Raw genomic sequence first — 23,635 nt, 5'->3', positions numbered from 1 at the left:
TGTTTCTCAACATTGCCTTTTGCTACGGAACAGATGATGAACAAAAGCGTTTTATACGCCTTGGGGGCTGCAGCGCTGTTTGGTGCCAGCACACCGCTTGCCAAGGTCCTCGGGCTGAACGTTTCCCCCGTCTTGCTCGCCGGTTTGCTTTACCTGGGAAGTGGCTTGGGTCTTACAGTCACCCGGCTGATCCGTGATCGCGGCTGGCAGCCTGTCGGCTTATCGATATCCGAATGGCCATGGCTCATTGGCGCTATCGCGTTCGGCGGGGTGCTGGGGCCGGTGGCTCTAATGTTCGGCCTTACCCTCACGTCAGCTACCACTGCATCGCTGTTGCTGAACCTTGAGGCGGTGTTGACCGCCCTGCTTGCCTGGATGGTGTTCAAGGAGAACGCCGACCGGCGGATCGTCATTGGAATGATCGCAATAGTGGCCGGTGGCGTGCTCTTGGGTTGGCCTCAAACTTCCACAGGGATCCATGGTTGGGTTGGCCCGGTCGCCGTGGTGATTGCCTGTTTTTGTTGGGCCATCGATAACAACCTTACCCGGAAGGTTTCCGCATCGGATGCATTGTTTATCGCTGGCATCAAAGGATTGGTCGCCGGGGTCGTCAACTGCGCGTTAGGGTTTGCGCTTGGCATGCATCTCCCTGAATGGTCTCTGCTGGGGCCAACGCTACTCGTCGGCTTTTTGGGCTACGGCGTTAGCCTGGTGCTGTTCGTTTTGGCTTTGCGGGGGCTTGGCACAGCGCGCACAGGTGCGTACTTCTCGACTGCACCGTTCCTGGGGGCCGCTATTTCCATCCTGTTGTTGGGCGAAGCAGTGACGTGGGTGTTTTGGGTGGCTGCAGGCCTGATGGGGATTGGCGTCTGGATACACCTGACCGAGAGCCACTCTCACGAACACCAACACGATCCGCAAACGCATGAGCATCCGCATATTCACGATGCGCACCATCAACATGAACATGCCTTTGAGTGGGACGGCACTGAACCTCATAGCCATTTGCACGACCACGCGCCCATCCAACACAGTCATCCGCACTTTCCCGATATCCATCACAGGCACAAACACTGAGCGAGACTGCGACGGAGGAGTCTCCGGCCCGGCGGTTGCTCAGGACCATACGCAGTGAACGCGGATTTTTCTGACAGATCAGAGCCACGTCATCCCGGGAATTTTCCTGCAACCCGTAGCGACTCCCATGAACTGGCGAACAACATTTCTGGAAGATAGTCTTCACCCTTCGCTGCGACCCTGCGGACGGTTTTGACAAGCCGAACTCACGTAAGGATCCCTAAACCAATGGAACGCCCTTATGAAAAAGATCATCCGACTCCCACTGAAAAATCCGGCCACTTCACAGCCTGAAACCCTCAACTCAACCCAACGCCCCAAAGCCACCGAACACACCGTCAGCGCCCGCCAGCGCACCCCGAACAGGAACATCTTCAGCGTCCGCCCCGACGTCGACACGCTCACCCTGCTCGCTCATGCCAGCGAAACCCTGGCGTCCCTCAACGTCATGACCCTGGACTTTGCCAATCGACTCGAAGGCCCACAGCGCAGTGTGGCACTGGCGCTTCAGCAGTTGACGATGCTGACCGAGCTTTTGGTCAACCGAGCGAAGGATAACCTTGATCCAAACGCGTCGGTGGCCGTGGGCGAGCCTCCCGTTCTTCACTGAGTGATCGCGCTCGTTGATCGAATGGAGTCTTTACCGCTCCCCCAACACAAAAAGGCACCTGACGAGAATATCGCAGGTGCCTTTTTGGGCTTTGAATGGGTAGAGATGTTCTGTATGCGTGACAATTGAAGCTGAATGTTAGTTATACGAGACAATGCAGTGTCAGATGACTCAACAGTAGGTTTCATAATCTGTAACTTACTGTCGACTCAATAGACGACAGATTAGCCACGTTTTGCCCAAGCGACTTACAGGGCAGGGTTTTCAGAAATTTCCTGCAAGCCGTGACGACTCCAAGCTGATTGTGTAGCTCACGCTTCAAACCTACTCTGCCCAAACAAAACAGCGGTTCGTCCCCGACCAGTTGCTTGAGTTCACCCTTACGACCAGAATCCATCCATCGGATCACCTGCTGACAAGGAGGCCAACATGCAAAACATTAAGCTGCCTAGCCGCCTTGTCGGCATTGGCTTGTACACCCCGGCAGAAGCTTCGCTTTACACCGGGATTCCAGCTACCGATATACGCCGCTGGTTATTCGGGTACACCGCCCACGGTGTTCAGCATCCGGGGCTTTGGGACTCAGAGCTGTCTGATGTGAACGAGTGCGTTCTAGGTTTTCATGACTTACTGGAAATTCGTTTCGTTCATGCGTTTCGCCAACACGGCGTAAGCCTGCAAGCCATCCGTAGTGCCTCGCAGCAAGCAAAAGAGTTGTTTAACCAAGCGTACCCATTCACCTGCAAACGCTTTCAAACCGACGGACGAAGCATCTTCGCCACGGTTATGGGTGAAACAGGGGATGAGGCACTTCTGGACTTGATCAAGCGACAGTATGCATTCGAACAAGTCATCAAACCTTCGCTCTATGAAGGTATCGACTACACAGGATCAGGCTCAGCGCAGCGCTGGTATCCGGTCAAACGCAGCAAAGCCATCGTTCTCGACCCCTCTCGAAACTTTGGAAAACCTGTCCTGTCAGGTACGGGAATTGACACAGCAGCCATTTTTAGCGCCTACCGAGCTGAAGGCAGAGACGTCAAACGTGTAGCCCGCCTCTATGAAATACCTATTGCTGCAGTTGAGGCAGCGGTCAGTTTTGAGCAAAGGAATGCGGCTTGAAGTTCCTATTGGATAACAATCTTCCCCCTGCGTTGGCCCGAGCCTTGAACGAACTGACTAAAGCTGAGGGCCATTCGGTGCTGTCTTTAAGGGATAAATTTCCGCAAAGCACCGCTGATGTGGCATGGATATCAGTACTGAGAGAAGAAGGTGGATGGGCTGTCATCTCTCAAGACAAATTCACAAAAGGTGATATTGAAAAGAGAGCGTTCCGCGAGTGCGGACTGCCGGTCTTCTGTTTGGCCAAACATTGGGGAAACGAGTCCTATTGGAACAAAGCGCATAACCTGGTGCGATGGTGGCCGTCGATCATGAGTCAGGCCCATCTGAATGGAGATGGCGCTGCGTTCCGCGTACCGTGGAAATGTCCGGCGCACGGAAAGTTTGATCAAATAAAAATATAAACCCCGGACCGTGACAGGGCTTCTTTTTCATTCAAACCTTTGGTGAAACTACGAACGACTGAAGCCTTCCATCCACATGAATTTTTCTTCACCCCACCGCCTCCCTCCAACCTGTACATTTCCCTCGCTCATTCAAGAAACTACGGTTTGCCCGCCCTCCCGCGGGCTTTTTTTTGCCTGCGATTTGGTTAGCGGTCAGTTCCAGTGACTGCTCCCACCATCATTTCAACCGATACAAATACGTATCCTGCGCCTCATGCGGCTGCAAACAAGGCCTCTGATAACACCGCCTGATCAAGCCAAACCCGGCCGCTTCGGCCAGCCGCTGGCTCGCCACATTGGCCGAGGCAATGGTCAGGTAAAACGTGAAACCGGGCATGCTTTTGATCAACGCTTCAAGTGCCGTGCGCATATAGCCTTTGCCCGAATACTCGGTATTGCCCCAGTAGCCGACCACATACCGGTTACGGCGCCGGGGCTTCAAGCCAATGCAGCCGATGATCGCGTACGCGGCATCGTCGACGATAAACAGCCGCCGCTCACCGGTTTCGCTTTTGAATTCCTCGACTGCCCGTGCGAGGAACGATCGGGCCTCGTCCTCGGTGGTGTAGGGTTTGGCCCAGGGCAGAAATTCGGAGTGGACTGTAAAACTGGCGTTCAGCGCATGCTGCAACGCTTTACACCATTCGGGGTCGGGGGCGCTCAATCTCAATGTGTGAGCGCCAACCGTCAGCGCAAGCTCCATTGCATCATCCTTAACTACAAACTCCGCGACGTCAGACAATAACAGCGCGTGGAAGGACGCTGCTACTCAGATCGCCCCCGTCAGTGCTGCCCCAAAGTCACCCATCACCTCTCGATGGCCGTTCATGTTTCGTTAAGCATTCAACTCGTATGCTTGGGGTTCCCGGTCCCCTGCTCGGTTAGCCAGAAACTCATGTCACGTCCCGCCTCTTCATTGTTCCTGCTCGCCGCCCTGCTGTTTTTCTTCGCCCTAAGCAATCACCAATTACAAGGTTCCACGGAGGCCCGGGTGGCCGGAATTGCCATGGAGATGCACCTGGATAACGACTGGGTGACCCCGCATTTGTTCGGCGAGCCATTTCTTGAAAAACCGCCCTTGAGCTTGTGGCTCGACGCCGGGGCGATTCGCGCATTCGGCGGTACGCCGTGGGCGGTGCGGCTGGCGTCGGCGTTTGCCGGGTTGTTCAGCGTGATGTTGCTGTACGCGATGTTGCGGCGATTCGACCGGCCCAAGGTTATTGCCTGGACGGCGGGGATTTTGCTGGCGACCATGGCCAGTTACTGGAGCAATACGCGCAGCGTCGGCGAAGACGCATTGCTGGCCTTCGGCGTGAGCATGGCGCTACTGGCGTTTTTTCAGGGGACACGGCACTCGACTGTCGGCAATGCCCTGCTGTTTACATCAGGGATCGCCATCGCGACCTTGAGCAAAGGCGTGCTGGGGCTGGCGATGCCGGGGGTGGTGATCTTCGTGTATCTGCTGGCCGGAACCCTGATGGACAAGCGCCTGAAGCCCTCGGACTGGCTGCGCCCCGGCTTATTGACACTGTTGGGATTGGTGCCGCTGATGATCTGGCTCGCGGTGCTGTACCAGCGCGGTGGCACGCATGCCGTGGGGGAAGTGTTGCTGACCAATAGTGTCGGGCGCTTCAGCGGCTCCTTCGTCGAGGCCGGCCATTACGAGCCGTTCTACTACTACCTGGCCAAGCTGCCGGAGGCCTTCGCGCCCTGGAACATTCTGGTGTACCTGGGGCTGTGGCACTTTCGCAAAAGCCTGATGGCCAATCGTTACCTGTTGTTCTTCACGGTGTGGCTGCTGGCGCAGTTCGTCATGCTGACCCTGGCATCGAGCAAACGCACGGTGTACCTGATGTCGATGACGCCGGCGGCGGCGGTGATTGCCGCGGAATATGCGAGTGTGCTGTTCAAGCGAGTTCAAGCCTGCACCGGTGCGTCGACCTTGCCGGGGCTGATTGTCCGGCATCGTCGCGGTATAGGGGTTGGCGTACTGGCCGTGGTGATTGGCAGCTACCTCGCTGCCGCACAATGGGTATTGCCTCACGCTGATCGCAAACTGTCCTTCCTGCCGCTGACCGAGCAGATTCAGGCATTCCAGGCCAGCGGAAAACAGGTCGCGTTGTTTCAAGCCAACGAGCGGGTGGGCGGCGCCAGCGTGTTCTACACCCGACGCGTACTCAAAGGCCTGGATACCGAGGCGCAACTGCATGAGTTTCTGAGCGCCTCACCGGCCAACGTGGCGCTCATGTCTGGCCCAAATGAACCCGCCGTCCCCTTGAAGGTGATCAAGACAATGAAGGTGGGACGTCAGGCGTATTACTTTGTAAACCAGTAAACGGCTCGGCGACGGGTAGCGCAGCCTTTTGCAACACCGGCAACTCCAGTCGCGCCCGCCCATAAAACGCCAATGCCGTCAGCAAACACGCCAGCCACACGAAGATCCCGGACCAGAAGGTGTGGGACATGTAGTGCCAGCCTTGCAGAACCCGCGTGGTGCCGTAGACGAAACCGAGCAACAACGAACCGTACATCACCGCTTTGGCGTACCGCCAGCGGTAGCGCCGAGCCACGAAGTACAGCGCGAGCATGGTGAAGCCGCCGGAGGCATGCCCACCCGGCCAGCAGCGACCGTCACCGGCTTCTTTCAGCAGGTCAAAATTCTGGTACCACTCCTTGTGCTCGATTTTTCCGGCGTACTGAGTGGTTTCAACCGGGCAATACACACTGGTGTGGCTCTTGAGGTAGTGGATAACGCCAGTGCTGATGGAAAACGCGAACACCACGTACAGGAAGTCCCGGCGGTGTTTACTGGCGAACCGAAGCACCGGCGCGACTTTGATTTTTTCCAGGAACGCGATGATCTTCGAATGCTTTTCAGCCTTCAATCGCGGCCAGAGAAACGACAGCAAGGCGCCGATGATCGCGACCTCACCGGTCCAGTTCGGGATGATGCGCGCCCATTTATGGGTGATCAGCTCGAACAGGCGGACATGCTCCAACGGAAACACCTGGGTAGCCGGATCATAAAAAAGATCGCTGAACGCGATGTCGATTTTAGTCATGTCAAACATCAGGAACACCGCGACCGCGCAGGCCAGCGGAATACCAAAGTTCACCCAGTAAAAGCGGTAACGGGAAGAAGTCATCGTACGTCCAGATCCAGAGGGAAGATGAAGAAGCTTATTCGGTGCTCACCGAATGCCAGTCAGAGGCTTCGATGGAACCAAGCATGCGAGGTTCCTGAGGTTTTTCAGCGGAGATAAACAGAGAGGCACCGTAACCTAAAGTAGCCGTCGGCAGCTTGAGATCTTTTTCAAGTTGCGCCATGCACTCACTGTGGGTCACCAGAATCAGGTTGCGCCCGGCCACTTTATGCGCCAGTGCATCGCGCAACATGCTGCCCCGGCAGTTGATCAACCAGTCCTCACCGACACCGACCTTGTTGAACATGTAACTGGAGGTCTGCACCGCACGGATGATCGGACTGTTGTAGATATCGGCCTTGTCCAGGCCCAGATGTTCAAACTGTGCACCGACACCCACTGCCACACTGCGCGAGCGATCCGTAATACCGTCATTGCCAATCAGACAGGCGGCGCTGGAGTGATCGCAACGCTCGACATGGCGCACCAACACGATCATGTCGCCCTTGGCCCAACCGGAAAGCAATGCCCGGGCACCCGCCACATTACCATGGGCCAGGTCCGGCACGGCAGCGGGCCGCAACAGCCATATGGTCAGTGGAATCACCAGCAGCAGCGAGGCCACGATGACCGCGGTGTTTCGATAACGGGCCAAACGGCTCAGATCGATCGAGCGTTTTATCCCGAACAGACTCAGTCTCAATTCCACATCAAACCGCCTCGCCGGCAAGCGTCAGCATCATTCAAAGCGGCAAGAGTAGAGATCCTCGCGTCGGCTGCTGGTGAAACCCATGTGAAAAAAAGCTTAAGACCTGACTAAAACCTTGTTACAGAATCCATCCGACAAAATCCTTTCAGCTCCCGGGATTGCTGCCGATACATACCTGCTACACACCTTGCTGGCTCCCAAAAACAAAAATCTTCCAGCCAACCGACGATCGAAAGCGCAACGTTCCTGGAGGAATTTGATGAATAGCTGGTTCGGCAACATCAGCGTGAACCTGAAACTGGGCCTGGGATTCGGCCTGGTCCTGGCCCTGACCTGCGTCCTTGCCCTGACTGGCTGGACGAGCCTGGGCGGGTTGATTGACCGCAGCAACTGGATGAGCGACATCACCCAGCTCAATGCCGGCCTGACCAAGCTGCGCGTGGTTCGCCTGCAATACATGCTGACCAACGGCGACGAAACCGCCGCACAGAATGTGCAAACCACCCTGGACAGTTTTGTGGCTCAGCAAACTGCGCTGCTGGGCAGCTTCAAAAATCCTGAAAACGTCAAAATGCTTAAAGAGCAGGCCGCGACCATCGCCGCTTATCAGACGTCGCTGAACAAAATGCGCAGCGCCTACCGCACCGGCAACAGTGCTCGCGACGCCATGGGCGCCAATGCCGAAACCGCCAGCAAGCTGATTGACGCAATCAACACCCGCGTACAGCAGATGCCCCTGAGCGACCAGCGCTTCGAACAGTTCCTGGCCATCACCGCCGCCAAGGAAGCGTTCATTCTTGCCCGCTATGAAGTGCGCGGCTACACCGCCAGCACCAATGCCGAGACCGAGCAGAAAGCCGTCTCCCAACTGGATGTGGCCATCGCCAGCCTGAAATCACTGAACGTGCATTTCGCCGAGACCCAGCAAGACGCCCTGCGTCAGTTGGAAACCGCGCTGAGCAACTACCGCAGTGCCTTGCAAGCCTATAAAGCCGCCAACACCGATGCGGTGCAGGCGCGCAAGGAAATGACCGATCAGGGCGCCGCCATCGTGACCCTGAGCGATCAGCTGTATCAATTCCAGCTCGACCGCCGTGACGCCGAAAGCGCCCAGGCCCGCACGTTGCAGCTGATCAGCACCTTGCTGGCGTTGCTGGTGGGGATCATCGCCGCCGTGATCATCACCCGCCAGATCACCGGTCCGTTGCGCGATACCCTGGCCGTGGTCGAGCGCATCGCCGGTGGCGATCTGTCCCAGGACATCAAAGTGACCCGTCGCGACGAGCTCGGCGTGTTGCAGCAAGGCATTGCGCGCATGGGCGTGACCCTGCGCGATTTGATCAGCGGCATCCGCGATGGCGTCACCCAGATCGCCAGCGCCGCCGAAGAACTGTCGGCCGTGACCGAACAAACCAGCGCCGGGGTCAATAGCCAGAAGATCGAGACCGATCAGGTGGCCACCGCCATGCACGAAATGACAGCCACCGTGCAGGAAGTCGCGCGCAACGCCGAAGAAGCCTCCCAGGCCGCAGCCGCCGCTGACGGTGAAGCTCGCGAAGGCGACAAAGTGGTCAACGAAGCCATCGCCCAGATCGAGCGTCTGGCCAGCGAAGTGGTGCGCTCCACTGAAGCCATGAGCCTGCTGCAACAGGAAAGTGACAAGATCGGCAGCGTCATGGACGTGATCAAGGCCGTGGCCGAACAGACCAACCTGCTGGCCCTCAACGCTGCGATTGAAGCCGCCCGTGCCGGTGAAGCCGGTCGTGGTTTCGCGGTGGTTGCCGACGAAGTCCGTGGCCTTGCCCAGCGCACGCAGAAATCCACCGAGGAAATCGAAGGCCTGGTGGCCGGCCTGCAGAACGGCACTCAACAAGTGTCCGCGGTGATGAACAACAGTCGCGTTCTGACCGACAGCAGTGTGGCGCTGACCCGCAAGGCCGGCGTGTCACTGGAAAACATCACTCGCACGGTGTCCAACATCCAGTCGATGAACCAGCAGATCGCGGCCGCCGCCGAGCAACAAAGCGCCGTGGCCGAAGAGATCAGCCGCAGCATCATCAACGTGCGCGACGTGTCCGAACAGACCGCCGCCGCCAGCGACGAAACCGCTGCGTCCAGTGTCGAGCTGGCGCGGTTGGGCAATCAGTTGCAGATGATGGTCAGTCACTTCAGGGTGTAACGCTGCAATCCTGACCCTCCAGTACCTTGCTGGCGGGTCAGGGGTTTACCGGCGGATTCCATTGCCATCACCTCCAAGATCCTACAGCCTTCCGGCTCCTCTTCCTTTGCCCAGTGACGAAGCTTCCAGCCTTCCCTGAACGGAAGTGCTGACAGCGTTCCGCCCCTGCCAAGCCGTAATGTCGATATCTCCACTCATTGGAGTCTGATCGACATGGACGACATTCCTGTAGTCAACACACCTGCCGATAACAAAAAAAGTTCCCTGATCGATACGTTGACCGAGACCTACGCTCCCGACGGCAAATCAAAAGAATTTGCAGAACTTTTTAAGGCTGCGCCGGAAATAACCTCGGTGTTCGACATCACCGGGATGACCGAAGCCGCGTTCAAGGACCGTTTAGCGAACGCGATCAATAACGACGAGACGCTCAAGGCACACGCCGAAAGCATCGACACCGGAGCGCTCTATAGCGACGCCAGATGTTACGCCGCCCAGATCAGCCACCTTTACCGGGAGCAGCGGACGTCGGATGGAACGGCGCAGGATCAGTGGCATCCCCTGGGCATTCGCGCCGTCGAGAAACAAGGTCCCACCTACACCCATCTGTTCAAAGAGAACTGGAACGACGCTTGCCGGAACGATTCGATCGCCGCCATCGATTCACCGGTCGCCTACCTGAGAGCGCTGTACCGATTTGCCTTGCAACTGGAATCGAGCGCCTCGTCATCAGCAGACGAAAAAGCCAACCGGATCACGCTGGCAAAACGCCGTCCGGATCTCGCTGATTTGTCGATTGACCAGCAAAGTACCTTCACCGCGCAACCGATGCTCGGCATCGTCAATGGGATCCTGGACCAGAATATCCAAGAGGCGCTGAAGACCACCGATGACAAAGGCAAATCGACCTATGACGTTTTAGCGCAACGGTATTACCCCTTTGCCCTTCCGTATGAGTTTTTCCATCGTCAGTGCCTGCTGGGTCTGAACGCGGACAAACCGACGCTCGGGGAACTGAATTACCTGGCCAGCGAATACCTTCCTGTCACGCAACACTACGGCTCCCTGTTTGGCATGGTGCAGAACGCCTCCTCCGATCAAGCTCAGAGGCTGATGTCCGGGCTGGGCCCGAAACAGCAAGCGCTGCTGACAGAACTGCCATGGGCCCAAAAGCTCGTGTCAGACCCGACGCTCGCCAAACTCCCCCGCGCAGAACTGAGCACGCAAAAAGACGATTACTGGAAAAAGATCTACGGAACGGCATCCATTTCCGACCTGAAAAAAATACCAACCTTCCTTGAGCGAACCGAACTTGAAGCCGAGCAATTGGAGGCATTGCTGGCGCAAGGCAAACACGCGCCCAACACCTCCGTGCATTACTTGTTGTCGCCCCCTTATACCCAGCCCTATGGCGCCCGTTACGTAAACGGTCCGCTCGCGACCACTGAAACAAGCATGTCGCTGGACAGAGAGAAAAGCCCCGGGGTCATCGCGAATGTGACCGAGGACCAACTCGAACGCCTGCATCGAATGATTCGCCTCCAGCGCTGGCTCAACATCCCTTTCTCCGAACTGGACAGCCTTCTGTGCAGCGCATTTGAATGGAAGCGGCCACGTAATGCCCGGATGCAACTCGACAGCGATACCCTCCGTGCCCTCGGCGTTTATCGTTACCTGAATCGCAAATATTCGCTCACGGCTGAAGAGTTCGCCGCGCTGCTGCATCAGGTATCACCCTGTGCGACCGGCAATAACATCGCCCTGTTCGACAAGGTGTTCAATCAGGCCCGAGTATTCGACACTCCCCTGAAACTCGATGGGCGTGTCTTCCGGGCGGATAATTCCGACCCCGTCTCACACACCATCCTCCAACACTTGAGCATCAGCTTGGGATTGCCGTTGACAGAGGACTCGCTACTGCGGGTCGTCAAAAATACGCAGAAATACCTGGGCTCGCTCAAATGCGATTTGCGCACGCTGTCGTCTATTTATCGCCAGGCACGCATTGCGCGAATGTTCGGTCTCTCGATCAGCGAAAGTTCGACGCTGGCCAACTTGCTGGGTGGGGAGCGCATCTCCCGGAGTATGGCAACCGGCGACGAGCTCCTCGACATCCTGATGCAATTGGACTGGATAACCCACTGGGTCAAAGAGTCCGCCTACGACATACCGATGCTGCAACGTGTTCTTGAATTACAAACCGGCGGCGATTATCCGTTGGGGGATTTGCAGCAATACCTCACCCAATTCATGGCCGACGCGCGAATGAGCGTGGTCACCGCACAAGAGCTGGCAACGTTGGTACTGCCGGAAAAGGTTGATTGGCGGGCGGCGCTGGATAAACCCCTGCTTGATGTCAAAGGCCTGGTACAAGATTTCGCCCCCACGATCAAAGACGATGTACCGAAGAAGCTGGCCGATGAACTGAGCAAGGTTATCGATGACGAAGCATTCGAACTGGACAAGGATTCCGGCAAAAACCGGAAGCTCAAAGATGAGAGCAAGCAGAAATTAAAGAAACTTCTCCTTCAGGCCCATGATCGCCAGCAGCATCTGATCGAAGCGTTTCTACAGGAAACATTCCTGCTGCCCATGAACTGTGCAAAAGACGTCGTGATATGGGCAAACACCTCAGTCCATCAAATTCTCACCGCGGCCCTGGGCTCAAAAAATCCACACGAACTTGCGCGCACGTTGCATCCACTTCTGCGCCATACCGAAGCCGCTGTCCGGTTGCAGTTGAGTAACAAGGCACTGCGCGCACTTCTGAACACTGCCCGCTGGCTGGACACGCCGGACGGACAACTGAGGCTGTCGCTCAAAACCTTGTACCTGTTCGATCGTTTCAACCACTTCATGAGCGCTTATCAGCAGCCGGAAGAAAACCTGCTGAGCTACCTGGAGTTCGCCAATTTCTCCAATCACGAGACAAGCGCAGTCAACGAACGTCTGGCCCAGTTACTGAACTGGACAGCGGCTGAAGTCATCGTGCTCACCTCGCAGCTGCCGTTCAGGAGAGCCCAAACGATAAAGGACATCGATTGGGTCATGCGCTGTCACAGCGCCTGTAAAGCCACCGGGCTTGGCACGACCGCCCTGCTGGGTGCCGCGGCGCTCGACAACAACAGTTCGACCGCTCAATGGAAAACGGTCGGTGAAGCCATCATCGCGGCCAGTCACTAATCCCGATACATGCTCAAGGAATGAACATGTCTGTTGCTATTGAAAAACAACTTAACGAAAGCCTGCGTGATGCGCAGCTCGGGCTCTATCTGTCGGCGATCGCTCCACAAGACGTGACGCTGAAAGCCTTGAAGATCGCAGAGCACCTCAAAACGGCCGATGACCTTTACCACTATTGGCTGCTTGATGTACTGGTCAGCCAGGACGTGCCGACCAGCCCGGTAGCCTGCGCGATTGCCAGTCTTCAGCAGTACATCAACAGTATTCTGGCCAACATGGAACCGGGTTATCACACCGCGCAGATTCCAGCCGACCAAGTCGACACCTGGCGCACCGTCATGCATCACTATCAGGCATGGGCGACCAATCAGCGTCTTTACTATTTTCCGGCTGCCTACCTTGATCCAACGCTGCGCAAGACCCGAACCGCAAGCTTCGAGCAACTGGAAAACGACCTCAACCGCAATCAGCTCACGGCCCAATCCGTGCAAACGGCGGTGCTGGCCTATCTGAACAGACTCGAGGAAGTGGCCAACCTGAAAATCGTCAATGGCTATATCGACGGCAGCGATTTCGCCAACAGCACTTACTACTTCATTGCCAGATCCCGTGCCGCCAACACATGGTATTGGCGCTCGCTGGACATGGCCTGTCGCCCCTTCGTACCCGGCTCCCGGACTGCCAAATATGATGCCCCGGAACCGCAAGCGTGGTCCGACTGGCACCGCATCAATCTGCCTGTTTCCGACAGCACCATCGAACACACCATTCGCCCGGTCATGTTCAACAATCGCTTATATGTGATCTGGGCTGAATGTATCTATCAGGATCAGGTGAGCAATGAAGATAACAAGAACAAAACCTTTCCCTTGTTTCGTCTGAACATGTGTTTCAAAAAATATGACGGGAGCTGGAGTACACCGCAGACATGCGTGCAAGGTTACGGTTCGGACGAAGCCATTAAAGGCCGGAACTTGGCGAAGCTGAAAGAGATCACAAGAACCATCGCGACCTGTGATCAATCGTCCGCCTCACTCTGCGTTGTTTTGCATATCGGTGAATTTGAGCGCGAAGATTTTAATATTCCATATGTCGACTTCTGCATGTCGCTGGTGATCGACAAAGATTCTTTGATCACTTCAAAGGTATTGCCTCGCAAAAACTTGGATGCCATGCAAGACAAGACGCTTATTGCGCTGCTGGAGCGCTGGCCATCCTCCAAACCGCAATTGCTCCAATGCAGTTTCATCACCGCCAAAACGTCAGCGCCAGATATCAAGTCACGTCTGGACCGCACGTTAGGTACGACAGAATTCATCGACTTCAAGGAGTCTGAAATAACACACAGCGAGGTCCCGAAAGCCCCGCCTCGCCAACCCATTCGAATGAACATCACCTTCGCCAGACACCTGATCGAACGCGCCGAAGACAGTATGGACACCTTGCTGAGCTGGTCCTCTCAGCACCTGCAAGAGCCCCCCCTAGAAGACGGAAAACCACCTGAGCAACTGGACTTCTACGGCGCCTACGGTCGCTACTTCGTCGAGTTGTTCCTCTACCTGCCCTGGTTGGTGGCACACCGTTTTAACCAGGAGCGCCAATACGGTGAAGCCGAACGCTGGTTGCATTACCTGTTCAATCCCGCCCGAAAAGCAGCCAGTGGCAGCAACCCTGATTACTGGAACGCGGTGCCAGTGATCACCGGCACATCCTCCAAACCCGGCCAACCCAGCTACGCCCTCCAGGGGCCACAGGATCCGCACCAGATTGCACTGAGTCATCCCGTGCACTTTCGCAAAGCCCTGTACATGCTCTACCTCGATATTCTGCTCAATCGCGGCGACACCGCTTACCGGCAACTGTCTCCCGACAGCCTGACCGACGCGAAGCTCTGGTATCTGCGCGCACAAGATCTGTTGGGGCCGCGACCGGATATCAGGCAAACCGATCTATGGGCAACACTCACGTTGAAAGCATTCAGCGAGGAGCCCAATACAAAACTGCGCGAGTTTGAAAACACCTTGGGGGAACAGGGCATGCACCTCCCGACAACTAGCGCTTCAGAGCAGGTCCCTCCAGTGTGTATCCGCCCTTACGTCCATTCACATTCTGGCCACGCGATTGACGCGCCACATTCACGTTTGCCCTTCAACCCCGTGTTGCTTCCACGCTGGGAAAAGCTCGAAAGCCGCCTGCACAACCTGCGGCATAACCTCGACATTGTGGGGCGCCCCCTGAGGCTTGCGCTTTTCGCGGCCCCAGCCGCTTCAAACAAACAGCTCGGCGCCAATCCTGCACGCGCTGCGGAGCCCGGACTGGCCCAGCGCCTGGGCACCGAGATCCCGCCTTACCGTTTCAGTACCCTGCATGCCCATGCCCAGAGTGCGGTAGACACGGTGATCCAGTTCGGCGAAACGCTCATGTCATTCATCGAACGCAGCGAGCAAGCCAGCTATCAGGAACTTCAGCAACAGCACATCTGGGATATCGCCACCCTTGCGGTAGACCTGCAGACCCAGGCCCTGAAGATCGATCAGAAAAACCGGGAAGCACTATTGGCCAGTAAAGCCATCGTCGAGAACCGCCGTGATTACTACGGTCAGCTGGTCAACGAGGTCGTCAACCAGGAAGAAGTGACGGCCGCCGCTTTCCATCTGGAGGGGCGTATCGCTGAAGCAGGCGCCCATGCCGCTCATGCCGGTGGTCAGGGCCTGAAAGTGGTTCCCAACATTTTTGGCCTGGCGGACGGCGGGGCGCGCCTTGAGGGCGGCGCGCTCGCCATGATGGCCATGGCGCAAGGGGTGGCGACTGCAGCCTACGGCACGGGCGAAGCCCTGGAGCGTGCCGCACAGTATCGGCGCCGCCACCAGGATTGGACCCTCGCCCGCGACCAGGCAAAGCTCGAAATTGCCCAGATTGATGCACAGCTTGCGGTAGAGGTTGAACGAGAGACGGCTTCTCGACTGTTGCTGCAACAGACTCAAACGTCGCTGGCTCAAGCCCGGACCGCCTACACTTTACTGAGCCAGCGCTTCACCAACTCACAGCTTTACCAATGGTTCACCCACCAACTCTCCAGCTTCTACTACCAGGTGTATGACTCGACGTTCTCTTTATGCCAGTTCACCGAACGCAGCTGGCGTTACGAAACGGCCGACAGCACCACTCAAGCGTTCTTTCAGAACCAGAGCTGGAACAGCACCTATCGTGGGCTTGGCCCGGGCGAGCGAATGAAGCTGGGCTTGATGAAGATGAAGAATGCCTGGCTGCTGGGTAACGAGCGCGAGCTTGAAATCCGCAAGACCGTTTCGTTACGCGTGCTCCATGCGAAAGAAGAGGTCAGGGAAAGCGTCACGGATACATCTGCATCTGCGTCTAAGCAATCAATCAATAAACCTTGGGAGGACATTAAATCCACCCTGATCAAAAACGGCTCATGCGAATTCGAGTTGACGGAGACCCTTTTTGAAGACGACTACCCCGGGCATCGTCTGCGCCGAATCAAGAGCATCAGCATTTCCCTGCCGGCCGTCCTCGGCCCTTATGAAGATATCCGGGCCACGCTGACCCAGACCAGCAGCGAAGTTTTCTTGCCCGGCCCTGACAAGAAGAGCATGAAAAATCTGCGGGCCAACCAGCAAATTGCCCTGTCGACAGGTGTCGACGACAGCGGTCTGTTCACCCTCAGCTTTCAGGATGAACGCTACCTGCCTTTTGAATACACCGGTGCGATATCCAAGTGGCAGTTGTCATTTACCAATCATACCGCTCAGAAAAGCATGCTCGAATCCCTGACCGATATCATCGTGCATGTGCAGTACACGGCCAGGGCAACTGGAGGTGCGCAATGAACGAACACGCCGCCCTCCCTGTCACCCCTCCTGCCTTGCCAAAGGGCGGGGGGGCGATCCAAAGCAGCGGTAACGGGCTGGGGGCAATCGGCTCCCACGGGACCGCGTCCTGCGAGATTCCGCTACCTGTTTCACCTGGTCGTGGATACGCCCCGGCCCTGGCCTTGCGCTACAGCAGTGCTCAAGGCAACGGGGTTTTCGGCCTGGGTTGGAAACTGTCACTGCCGCTCATCTCTCGACGCACCCAACTGGGCGTGCCGGCCTACACCCGTGATGACTTGTTCCTCGGCCCCGACGGCGAGGTCTTGATGCCTGAGCGGAACCGGGCAACCGGCGTCATTGAATCCCTCCAAAAGTATTGCAGCGACGGCACACAACAGATGAAACACACGGTCGTGCGCTATCGCCCCCGTATCGAAACCACCTTCAACCTGATCGAGCATTGGTCCAGCACTACGGACGAACCGGGTTTCTGGCTGATACATAACGCCGACGGCAACCAGCATCTGTTTGGAAAGACGCGATCGGCACGCCATGCGGATCCCGACGCGCCCTCGCGGGTGGGCGAGTGGTTGCTTGAAGAGAGCATGAACCCTCATGGCGAGCACATTGTGTATGAGTACAACGCAGACCCGGCCTCGTCGCAGGGCCCTGCCGACGCCCGTGCCCAGCGTTACCTTGGGCGGATACGCTACGGCAATGTCGAAGCTGACGCTCAGCTGTACTTATGCAAAGACGCCGGGCTCAGGGATGTACGTTGGCACTTCGACCTGTGCTTCGACTACGGTGAGCGCAGCACCGCACTGGATGAAAAACCTGCGTATCGGGCAACAAAAACGTCGCCGGTCCGCAGCGATCCCTTTTCGGATTTTTCCTATGGGTTTGAGCTGAGAACCCGACGGCTATGCCGGCAGATCCTGATGTTTCATCACTTCCCCGATGAACCATCAATGGGCCCCGAGCCGGTGCTGGTCCGCCGCACCGTGATCCAGTATCGGACCAGCCCTCATTCCTATAGCTGCCTGAGCGCAGCGCTGGACCAGGCTTACAGCGAAAACACCGATGGACTCCGTCCTCCCCTCGAATTCACCTACACCGACTTCTCTCTTGAACCCGACGCTCAGCGCTTCAGACCATTCGAGGCGCTGTCCGGGCTCAATCATCAACAGCGCTTTCAGTTCGTCGATCTACTGGGGGAAGGACTGCCCGGCGTGCTGCACCGGACCGACAAAAGCTGGCGCTATAGCCAACCGGTGCGTGATGACAAAGGAGGAGATCGGGTCACGTACAAGGTGTTGAGCGAGCTGCCGCAATTGCCGACAGCCGATAGCCGCAAACCCACCCGACAGTTTCTCGGCAACCTCAATGCAAACGGTCGCCCGGACTGGATCCTGGCACAACCGGGGCTCAGTGGTTTCTTCACACTGAAACCCAACGGCACCTGGTCGAACTTCACCTCGCTTGACGCCGTGCCGACGGAGTTCTTCCATCCTCAAGGGCAACTGGCCAATCTGATGGGCGCCGGGCTCAACGACCTGGTGATGCTTGGCCCGCGCAGTGTTCGGCTGTATGCCAACCAGCAAGGCGCGGGCTTCGCCGCTGCAACCGAAGTCGATCGCGGGGCTGATGAGGATGACCTGCCCCTGCCCGGTAACTCATCCAGCGAACTGGTGGCCTTCAGTGATCTTCTGGGCAGCGGACAACAGCATCTGGTCCGTATCCGCCGTAACGAAGTGAAATGCTGGCCCAACCTCGGTCGCGGGCGCTTCGGCAAGGGCCGGGTGATCGCCACGCCGGAGCTTTCATTGGAAGAGTTCGATGCCTCACGTCTCTTGCTCGCAGACCTGGACGGCTCGGGAAGCGCCGACCTCATTTATCTGGAACCCCACTGCGCGCGCATTTTCATGAACCTGTGCGGCAATGGCCTGAGCCCGGCGATCGACGTGCCATGGCCCACAGGTTTGAGCTATGACCGGTTCTGCCAGGTCAACGCCACCGACCTGCAAGGACTGGGCTGTTCCAGCCTGGTTTTAAGCGTACCGGGGGCAACGCCTCGGCATTGGCGATGCGATTTCGTCAGCACCAAACCCTATTTGCTGCAATCGACCAACAACAACATGGGCGCCGGCGGCAGCATCAACTATCGCAGTTCGGCACAAGAGTGGCTGGACGAAAAAAAGCAGATACTCAAAAACCAAAAACCGGCGGTTTCACGCTTGCCGTTTCCGCTGTTTCTGGTCAAGAAGCAGATTCGATTCGACGAAATCACCGGCAATCAGCTGACCCAGACATTCAAGTATCGACGCGGTTTCTACGACGGCGCCGAACGCGAATTCCGGGGCTTCGGCCTGATCGTTCAAACAGACAGTCCTGCACGCCGTGGTGGTGATCAAGAGCGCAATCCGCAGACCGCACCGACACTGACCAAAACCTGGTTCCACACCGGCAACGAAGTCGATCCCGTTATCCATGATCGAGATTACAGCGACGAAAAAGCCGTACTGCTCAAAGGCACCATCCAGAACCTGGGAGAAAGCTGGACACCACGCGGCGACCAGCATGTCCCGGCCAACACCTGGTCTGGAGCCCGCCGGCGCGAAATGGCTCGGGCGCTGAATGGACGTATCTTGCGGGTAGAAGTTTACGGCCAGGATCAGGGCGACAAGTCAAAGCTCCCATACTCGGTGCAACAACATCGCTACAAGGTCAACGAACGCAAGGGCGTGGGCAGGCACAGCCCTTATTCGATCCTGCACCCGGTACTCGTTGAGTCGATTCACTATCAGTACGAGCGCTTCGCGCAGGATCCGCGCTGTACCCACACGATCAATCTGAACTGGGACGCCTACGGTTACCTGATCCACCATCTGGAGATCAGCTATGCCCGGCGCACGACAGCGCTCGATGCCGGCCCGTTCACCGATGCCTGGGAGAAAAAATGGTGGGTCGACGCCCATGACGAGGCCCAGCAGTTCTATTACCTGACCGAACATAAAGCCCAATTCATTCACATCAACACCGCGCAGAACAGGCGGCTCGGCCTGCCTTATCTGCGACGTACGAATACTCTGAAACTGCCGAAAGCACCGCTGGCCGAAGGCCTGGAACCTTCTGCCATCAACCATGAGGCACTGCTGATCCGCAGTGCTACGGCTGCATGGAAAGCCCGACAGGTCCTGACCGGCCTGTCTTTGCATCGGTATAGAAATCCTGATGCCAGTGGCCCCTTGGCCGATGGGCAGGCCAGTGTCGAGGCGTTGCTCGATCACACGGAAACAGCCGAACTCAATGAGGTGGCGTTGAAGGTTTACGACGAACTCAAACCGCTGGCCCCCTCCTTTGATTTGACCCGACGCCTGGAAGACGCTGGCTACAAGAAAATGCCCATCGCCTTACCGGGCGACAGCGAGTGGGATAAGCAGGGCAAACTGTGGTCGGTCCGACGCCACTTCGTCACGTACAAAAAACTGGATGGTTTTTTCAAACCACTGAGTGTTAAGCACAGCCCGCAACACGGGCCAACCACCTTCACCCATGACCGTTACGGCTGCCTGACCACCAGCATCAAACTACCGGACGACTGCACGACCACCGCTTCCAATATTGATTACCGAATACTTCAATCCACTCGGATCACCAACGCCAACAACGTTGTTCAGGAAGCCTCGTACGATGCATTCGGACAGGTTCAAGCCATCAGCCATTTCAAAAGCAGTGACGATGGCACTATCGGGTTCTCCCCGCTCTGCACCTATATCCGGCGCTTTCACGACCGGCCTGACCTCGCTATCGAAAACCCGGACCAGGCATTACAACAAGTCGCCAGCGCTTACTTTTACGACGCGTTCAGCTGGATGGGACGCCTTGCGTTCACAACACCGCAAGAACAGGCCTGGAGCAACGAGGCAATTGCCATGGGCGATCTGCTGCCCGGGGGGCACATCCGCGCCAGCACCCGTGCGCGTCTGGCCCGTAGCGGCATCAAGAAAACACCTTATGAACAAGCACTGCAGACAAAGATTGAAAGCGTGCGGCGCGAGCCGGTCCACTGCGCCACATTGCAGGCAGATCGATACCTCAACGATCGCGAAAACAAAAAAATCCGCATCGGCGTCGAGTGTTGGGATGGCTTTGGCCGGTCGTTGCAAAGCAAACAGAAAGCCGGGCCAGGAACAGCTCTAGCGGTCAACCAGGACGGCACATTGAAGTGGGTAGACGACAAACCGCAGGAACACGAAGTCGACCTTCGCTGGCGTGTCAGCGAGCGCACTGAATACAACAACCAGGGCCTGGTGACGCGTACCTATCGGCCGTACTTCAGTGGCCGGCACCGCTACATCAACGATGAATCCCTGCGCCAATCAGGCCTTTGCGATCAATATTTCCATGACCCAGTGGGGCGACTCATTCGAGTCATCAATGCCAAGGGTGACGAACGCCATCACACCTGGCACCCCTGGTACTCCATCACCGCAGACGAGAACGACACCCAGCCCGACCCGCCAGCTCAAGGAGGTGCGCAATGAGCGTCAATGTTCATCGCCACACCCCAACCCTGAACGTCATCGACGGCCGTGGACTGGCGCTGCGCGAAGTCCGCTATTTGTGCAATGAAGCGATCACGACGCCGGAAGCCCGTATCACGCGTTACCAGCACGACATCAGCGGTCAGACCGTTGAGCACTACTCGCCCGCAGCCCCGGTTGGCTTGACCACCGCAGACTCGAGGCAAGTCAGCAGCCTGTCGGGGGCCACGCTCCTGATCGACAGCATCGACGCCGGCAAGCGCCTGACGTTTTTTGGTGAAGCCGGCCAGGCGCTGGACACGTGGGACTCGCGCGGTAGCCATTGGCAAACCGACTATGACAACCAATTACGCCCAATAGCGATCCACGAAGCGGCCGCGCAACAAGCCCGTCAGGTCATCGAGCGTTTCACCTATGCCGCCAGCGCAACCAACGATGGGAAAACCAACCAGTGTGGACGGATGATTCGCCACGATGATCCGGCGGGCAGCGTGCTTTTTTCCGAATATGACCTGACGGGAAAGCTGCTAAGCCAAACGCGCCATCTGCTCAAGGACCAGCACGCCGCCCACTGGCCGGAAGATCTCGAGGGGCGCAAGGGACTGCTCGAAAGCGGCACCGGCCACACCACCACTTGGCGCTACGCTCCGACCGGCGAAGTGCTCGAGCAAATGGACGCCAGAAGGCATACGCAACGCTTCTGGTTCGATGTCGCCGGTCAATTGGAGAAAGTCACCCTGCAACTGCATGGCACGACTCAACAAAGGCTGATTCTCGATCAGGTCCGCTATAACGCGCAGGGTCAGATGGAATCGCAGGTGCTGGGGGGCAAGATCACCAGCGCGGCGGATTACACACCTGAAAACGGCCGCATGATTCAGCGGAGCATTTCACGCTCAACCGCCCACATTCTGCAGAAACTGCATTACGCCTACGACGCGGTCGGCAACGTGTTGAGCGTCGAAGACCACAGCAAACCCGAGCAGCACAATGCCAATCAGCTTGTAAAACCAGGCAGCGCCTATGTCTATGACAGTCTGTACCAGCTGGTTAAGGCAACGGGACGAGAAGAGCAGGGAGCGAGCATCCACGCGGCGCTTCCCGCCTGGGCCACCAGCCCGAGTGACCGGACCCGGTTGCTCAATTTCACACAGTTCTACACCTACGATGAACGCGCCAACCTGATCCAGCTTCAACATCAGCGTGAGGGCAACAATTACACACGCCAGATGCGCATCGCCCCCGACAGCAATCGTGGACTGTCTTGGAAAACAGATGATCCGCCACCCGACTTTGCGACCGGCTTCGATGCCAACGGTAATCTGCAAGCCCTGCAAACCGGGCAACCCCTGACGTGGAATGCGCGTAACCGATTACAAAGCGTGACCCTGGTGGAGCGTGCAGAGCAGGAAGCCGATACGGAAAGCTACCTCTACGATGGCAACGGCCAGCGTGTTCGCAAACGACAAATCCAAAGGGCCCGCGCACTCACCCACTGCCGCGACGTGGTTTATTTGCCTGGCCTGGAAATCCGCGAAAGCACGACGGAAAAACTCGAGGTCATCACTGTTCAGGCGGGAAACTTCAGTGTTCGATGCCTGCACTGGGGCCTGGGAACACCGTCCGCCATCAACAATGATGCATTGCGCTTCAGTTTCGATGATCACTTGGGGTCCAACACCCTGGAGCTGGATGCCGAAGGCAATCTCATCAGCGAGGAAGGTTATTACCCTTTTGGCGGCACGGCGTGGAGAGCGGCGCGCAACGTGCTGGAGGCGAAATCCAGAACGATCCGTTACTCGGGCAAGGAGCGTGATGCCAGCGGGTTGTATTACTACGGCCAGCGCTATTACGCGCCGTGGCTGCAACGATGGATCAGCCCGGACCCGACGGGCACTGCGGACGGGTTGAACCTGTATTGCATGGTGGGGAACAACCCTGTGAGATTTGCCGACTATCAAGGGATGGGGCGCGATGACTTGGCAAACGTTCCCATAGTGCTCGACTACTACGATCGGTTTTCAGCGAGAACCGTTTCGATGACCGATGCTTCGCGACAGTTTACAGAGGCAAAAGAAACGGCATTGGCAGAACTGAAAGCTAAATTCCCCAACCGCAAGCATGCTCTGTCGAACAAAGAGATCGCCAGCATCGAAGCTGCCAATCCAACGTTCAAGGCCTATTCGAAAAAGAAACTGAATGAATACACCGCACATGCAGCGGTCACTACGGCAACCGGCAGTTTTTCGTCCTGGGAGCATTTCAACTTCCCTGAACATCTGGGGGACGCGCCCTATCCGGGAGTTGTCATCTATCGCAACCCTTTCCCCTCCTCTACCGAGTCATCGGATTTGGGTATCTTCGAAGTCACCCGGCCAGAAGCTTATATGGAGCAGATTGAAAAAGATTACGCCAATCATGACGCAACCCTGCACCCGACATTGGCCAGGGATATTCGCGACCATTTAGGACACTCCGGTCATCTATTCCCCATCAAATCCGGTACTCCCGGACGCCATGCCGAAGTCCGGAGCAGGAACGCGTTGCTCCACAATCCCGTGGGCGCAAGCGCTCTGCCTGAAAACATATTTGTGATGACTCAACGACTCAAGGGGGTACCCGATTCCCGGCAAGCCACCGATTTCCCCACCTGCATGAACTGCAATGCCTTGATCCCAAGGGACATCAACATCCCCACCGGCCGACTGGAACCCATTGACTACGCCGCGCATGTGCAATCGATGCGGTCATCCAGAACCCATTACCTGCGCGCCGCCAACCCATAAGTC

General features: G+C 57.1%; 13 protein-coding genes. 10 read left to right on the top strand and 3 right to left on the bottom strand.

Translation table 11 applies throughout. From position 1 onward, the window contains the following. The first annotated feature begins 36 nt into the window (after nucleotides 1-36). The 4 genes from PSH64_RS03770 to PSH64_RS03755 all read left to right on the top strand — a co-directional run bounded on the left by PSH64_RS03770 (nucleotide 37) and on the right by PSH64_RS03755 (nucleotide 3,213). Complete coding sequence (locus PSH64_RS03770; protein WP_305479977.1) at nucleotides 37-1,077, top strand: DMT family transporter; 1,041 nt, start codon at nucleotides 37-39, stop codon at nucleotides 1,075-1,077. Between the two features lie 241 nt (nucleotides 1,078-1,318). After that, nucleotides 1,319-1,687, top strand: coding sequence for a DUF6124 family protein (locus PSH64_RS03765; RefSeq protein WP_305479975.1), 369 nt, complete (start codon nucleotides 1,319-1,321; stop codon nucleotides 1,685-1,687). A 429-nt stretch (nucleotides 1,688-2,116) separates the two neighbouring features. Continuing rightward, complete coding sequence (locus PSH64_RS03760) at nucleotides 2,117-2,809, top strand: DUF433 domain-containing protein (RefSeq protein ID WP_105339983.1); 693 nt, start codon at nucleotides 2,117-2,119, stop codon at nucleotides 2,807-2,809. Beyond that, nucleotides 2,806-3,213: a hypothetical protein gene (locus PSH64_RS03755; protein ID WP_105339982.1), complete on the top strand. Its 408-nt coding sequence runs from the start codon at nucleotides 2,806-2,808 to the stop codon at nucleotides 3,211-3,213. The genes PSH64_RS03760 and PSH64_RS03755 overlap by 4 nt, the downstream gene beginning before the upstream one ends. A 220-nt stretch (nucleotides 3,214-3,433) precedes the next feature. On the opposite strand, the gene PSH64_RS03750 is transcribed toward PSH64_RS03755, so the two are convergent. After that, the gene (locus PSH64_RS03750) at nucleotides 3,434-3,958 is read right to left on the bottom strand and encodes a GNAT family N-acetyltransferase (protein WP_305479973.1); all 525 of its coding nucleotides are present in this window, start codon (nucleotides 3,956-3,958) and stop codon (nucleotides 3,434-3,436) included. Between the two features lie 192 nt (nucleotides 3,959-4,150). On the opposite strand from PSH64_RS03750, the gene PSH64_RS03745 reads away from it, so the two are divergent. Continuing rightward, complete coding sequence (locus PSH64_RS03745; RefSeq protein WP_305479972.1) at nucleotides 4,151-5,590, top strand: glycosyltransferase family 39 protein; 1,440 nt, start codon at nucleotides 4,151-4,153, stop codon at nucleotides 5,588-5,590. Here the strand turns inward: PSH64_RS03745 and PSH64_RS03740 are convergent. Further along, nucleotides 5,541-6,401, bottom strand: a complete 861-nt coding sequence (locus PSH64_RS03740; RefSeq protein ID WP_305479970.1) for a phosphatase PAP2 family protein — start codon at nucleotides 6,399-6,401, stop codon at nucleotides 5,541-5,543. The genes PSH64_RS03745 and PSH64_RS03740 overlap by 50 nt on opposite strands. Nucleotides 6,402-6,435: 34 nt before the next feature. Then, nucleotides 6,436-7,107, bottom strand: coding sequence for a histidine phosphatase family protein (locus tag PSH64_RS03735; protein WP_305479968.1), 672 nt, complete (start codon nucleotides 7,105-7,107; stop codon nucleotides 6,436-6,438). A gap of 259 nt (nucleotides 7,108-7,366) precedes the next feature. On the opposite strand from PSH64_RS03735, the gene PSH64_RS03730 reads away from it, so the two are divergent. The 5 genes from PSH64_RS03730 to PSH64_RS03710 all read left to right on the top strand — a co-directional run bounded on the left by PSH64_RS03730 (nucleotide 7,367) and on the right by PSH64_RS03710 (nucleotide 23,632). Continuing rightward, on the top strand, nucleotides 7,367-9,286 hold the full coding sequence (locus tag PSH64_RS03730; RefSeq protein WP_105339977.1) for a methyl-accepting chemotaxis protein: 1,920 nt from the start codon (nucleotides 7,367-7,369) through the stop codon (nucleotides 9,284-9,286). A 213-nt stretch (nucleotides 9,287-9,499) separates the two neighbouring features. Beyond that, a complete protein-coding gene (locus PSH64_RS03725) occupies nucleotides 9,500-12,469 on the top strand; it encodes a Tc toxin subunit A (protein WP_305479965.1) in 2,970 nt (989 codons plus the stop codon). Between the two features lie 26 nt (nucleotides 12,470-12,495). After that, on the top strand, nucleotides 12,496-16,320 hold the full coding sequence (locus PSH64_RS03720) for a neuraminidase-like domain-containing protein (RefSeq protein WP_305479964.1): 3,825 nt from the start codon (nucleotides 12,496-12,498) through the stop codon (nucleotides 16,318-16,320). Then, entirely contained in the window at nucleotides 16,317-20,846 is a 4,530-nt protein-coding gene (locus PSH64_RS03715; RefSeq protein ID WP_305479962.1) for a SpvB/TcaC N-terminal domain-containing protein, read from the top strand. Before PSH64_RS03720 ends, PSH64_RS03715 begins: the two co-directional genes overlap by 4 nt. Continuing rightward, nucleotides 20,843-23,632 (top strand): RHS repeat-associated core domain-containing protein, encoded by a 2,790-nt coding sequence (locus PSH64_RS03710; RefSeq protein ID WP_305479961.1) that lies wholly within the window; start codon nucleotides 20,843-20,845, stop codon nucleotides 23,630-23,632. The genes PSH64_RS03715 and PSH64_RS03710 overlap by 4 nt, the downstream gene beginning before the upstream one ends. The last annotated feature ends 3 nt before the right edge of the window (nucleotides 23,633-23,635 follow it).

Origin of the sequence: Pseudomonas sp. FP1742, from assembly GCF_030687145.1 — a bacterium.
GTDB lineage: Bacteria > Pseudomonadota > Gammaproteobacteria > Pseudomonadales > Pseudomonadaceae > Aquipseudomonas > Aquipseudomonas frederiksbergensis_D.
The sequence above is the reverse complement of the archived record's forward strand: the minus strand, read 5'-3'. Positions and strand labels throughout refer to the sequence as shown.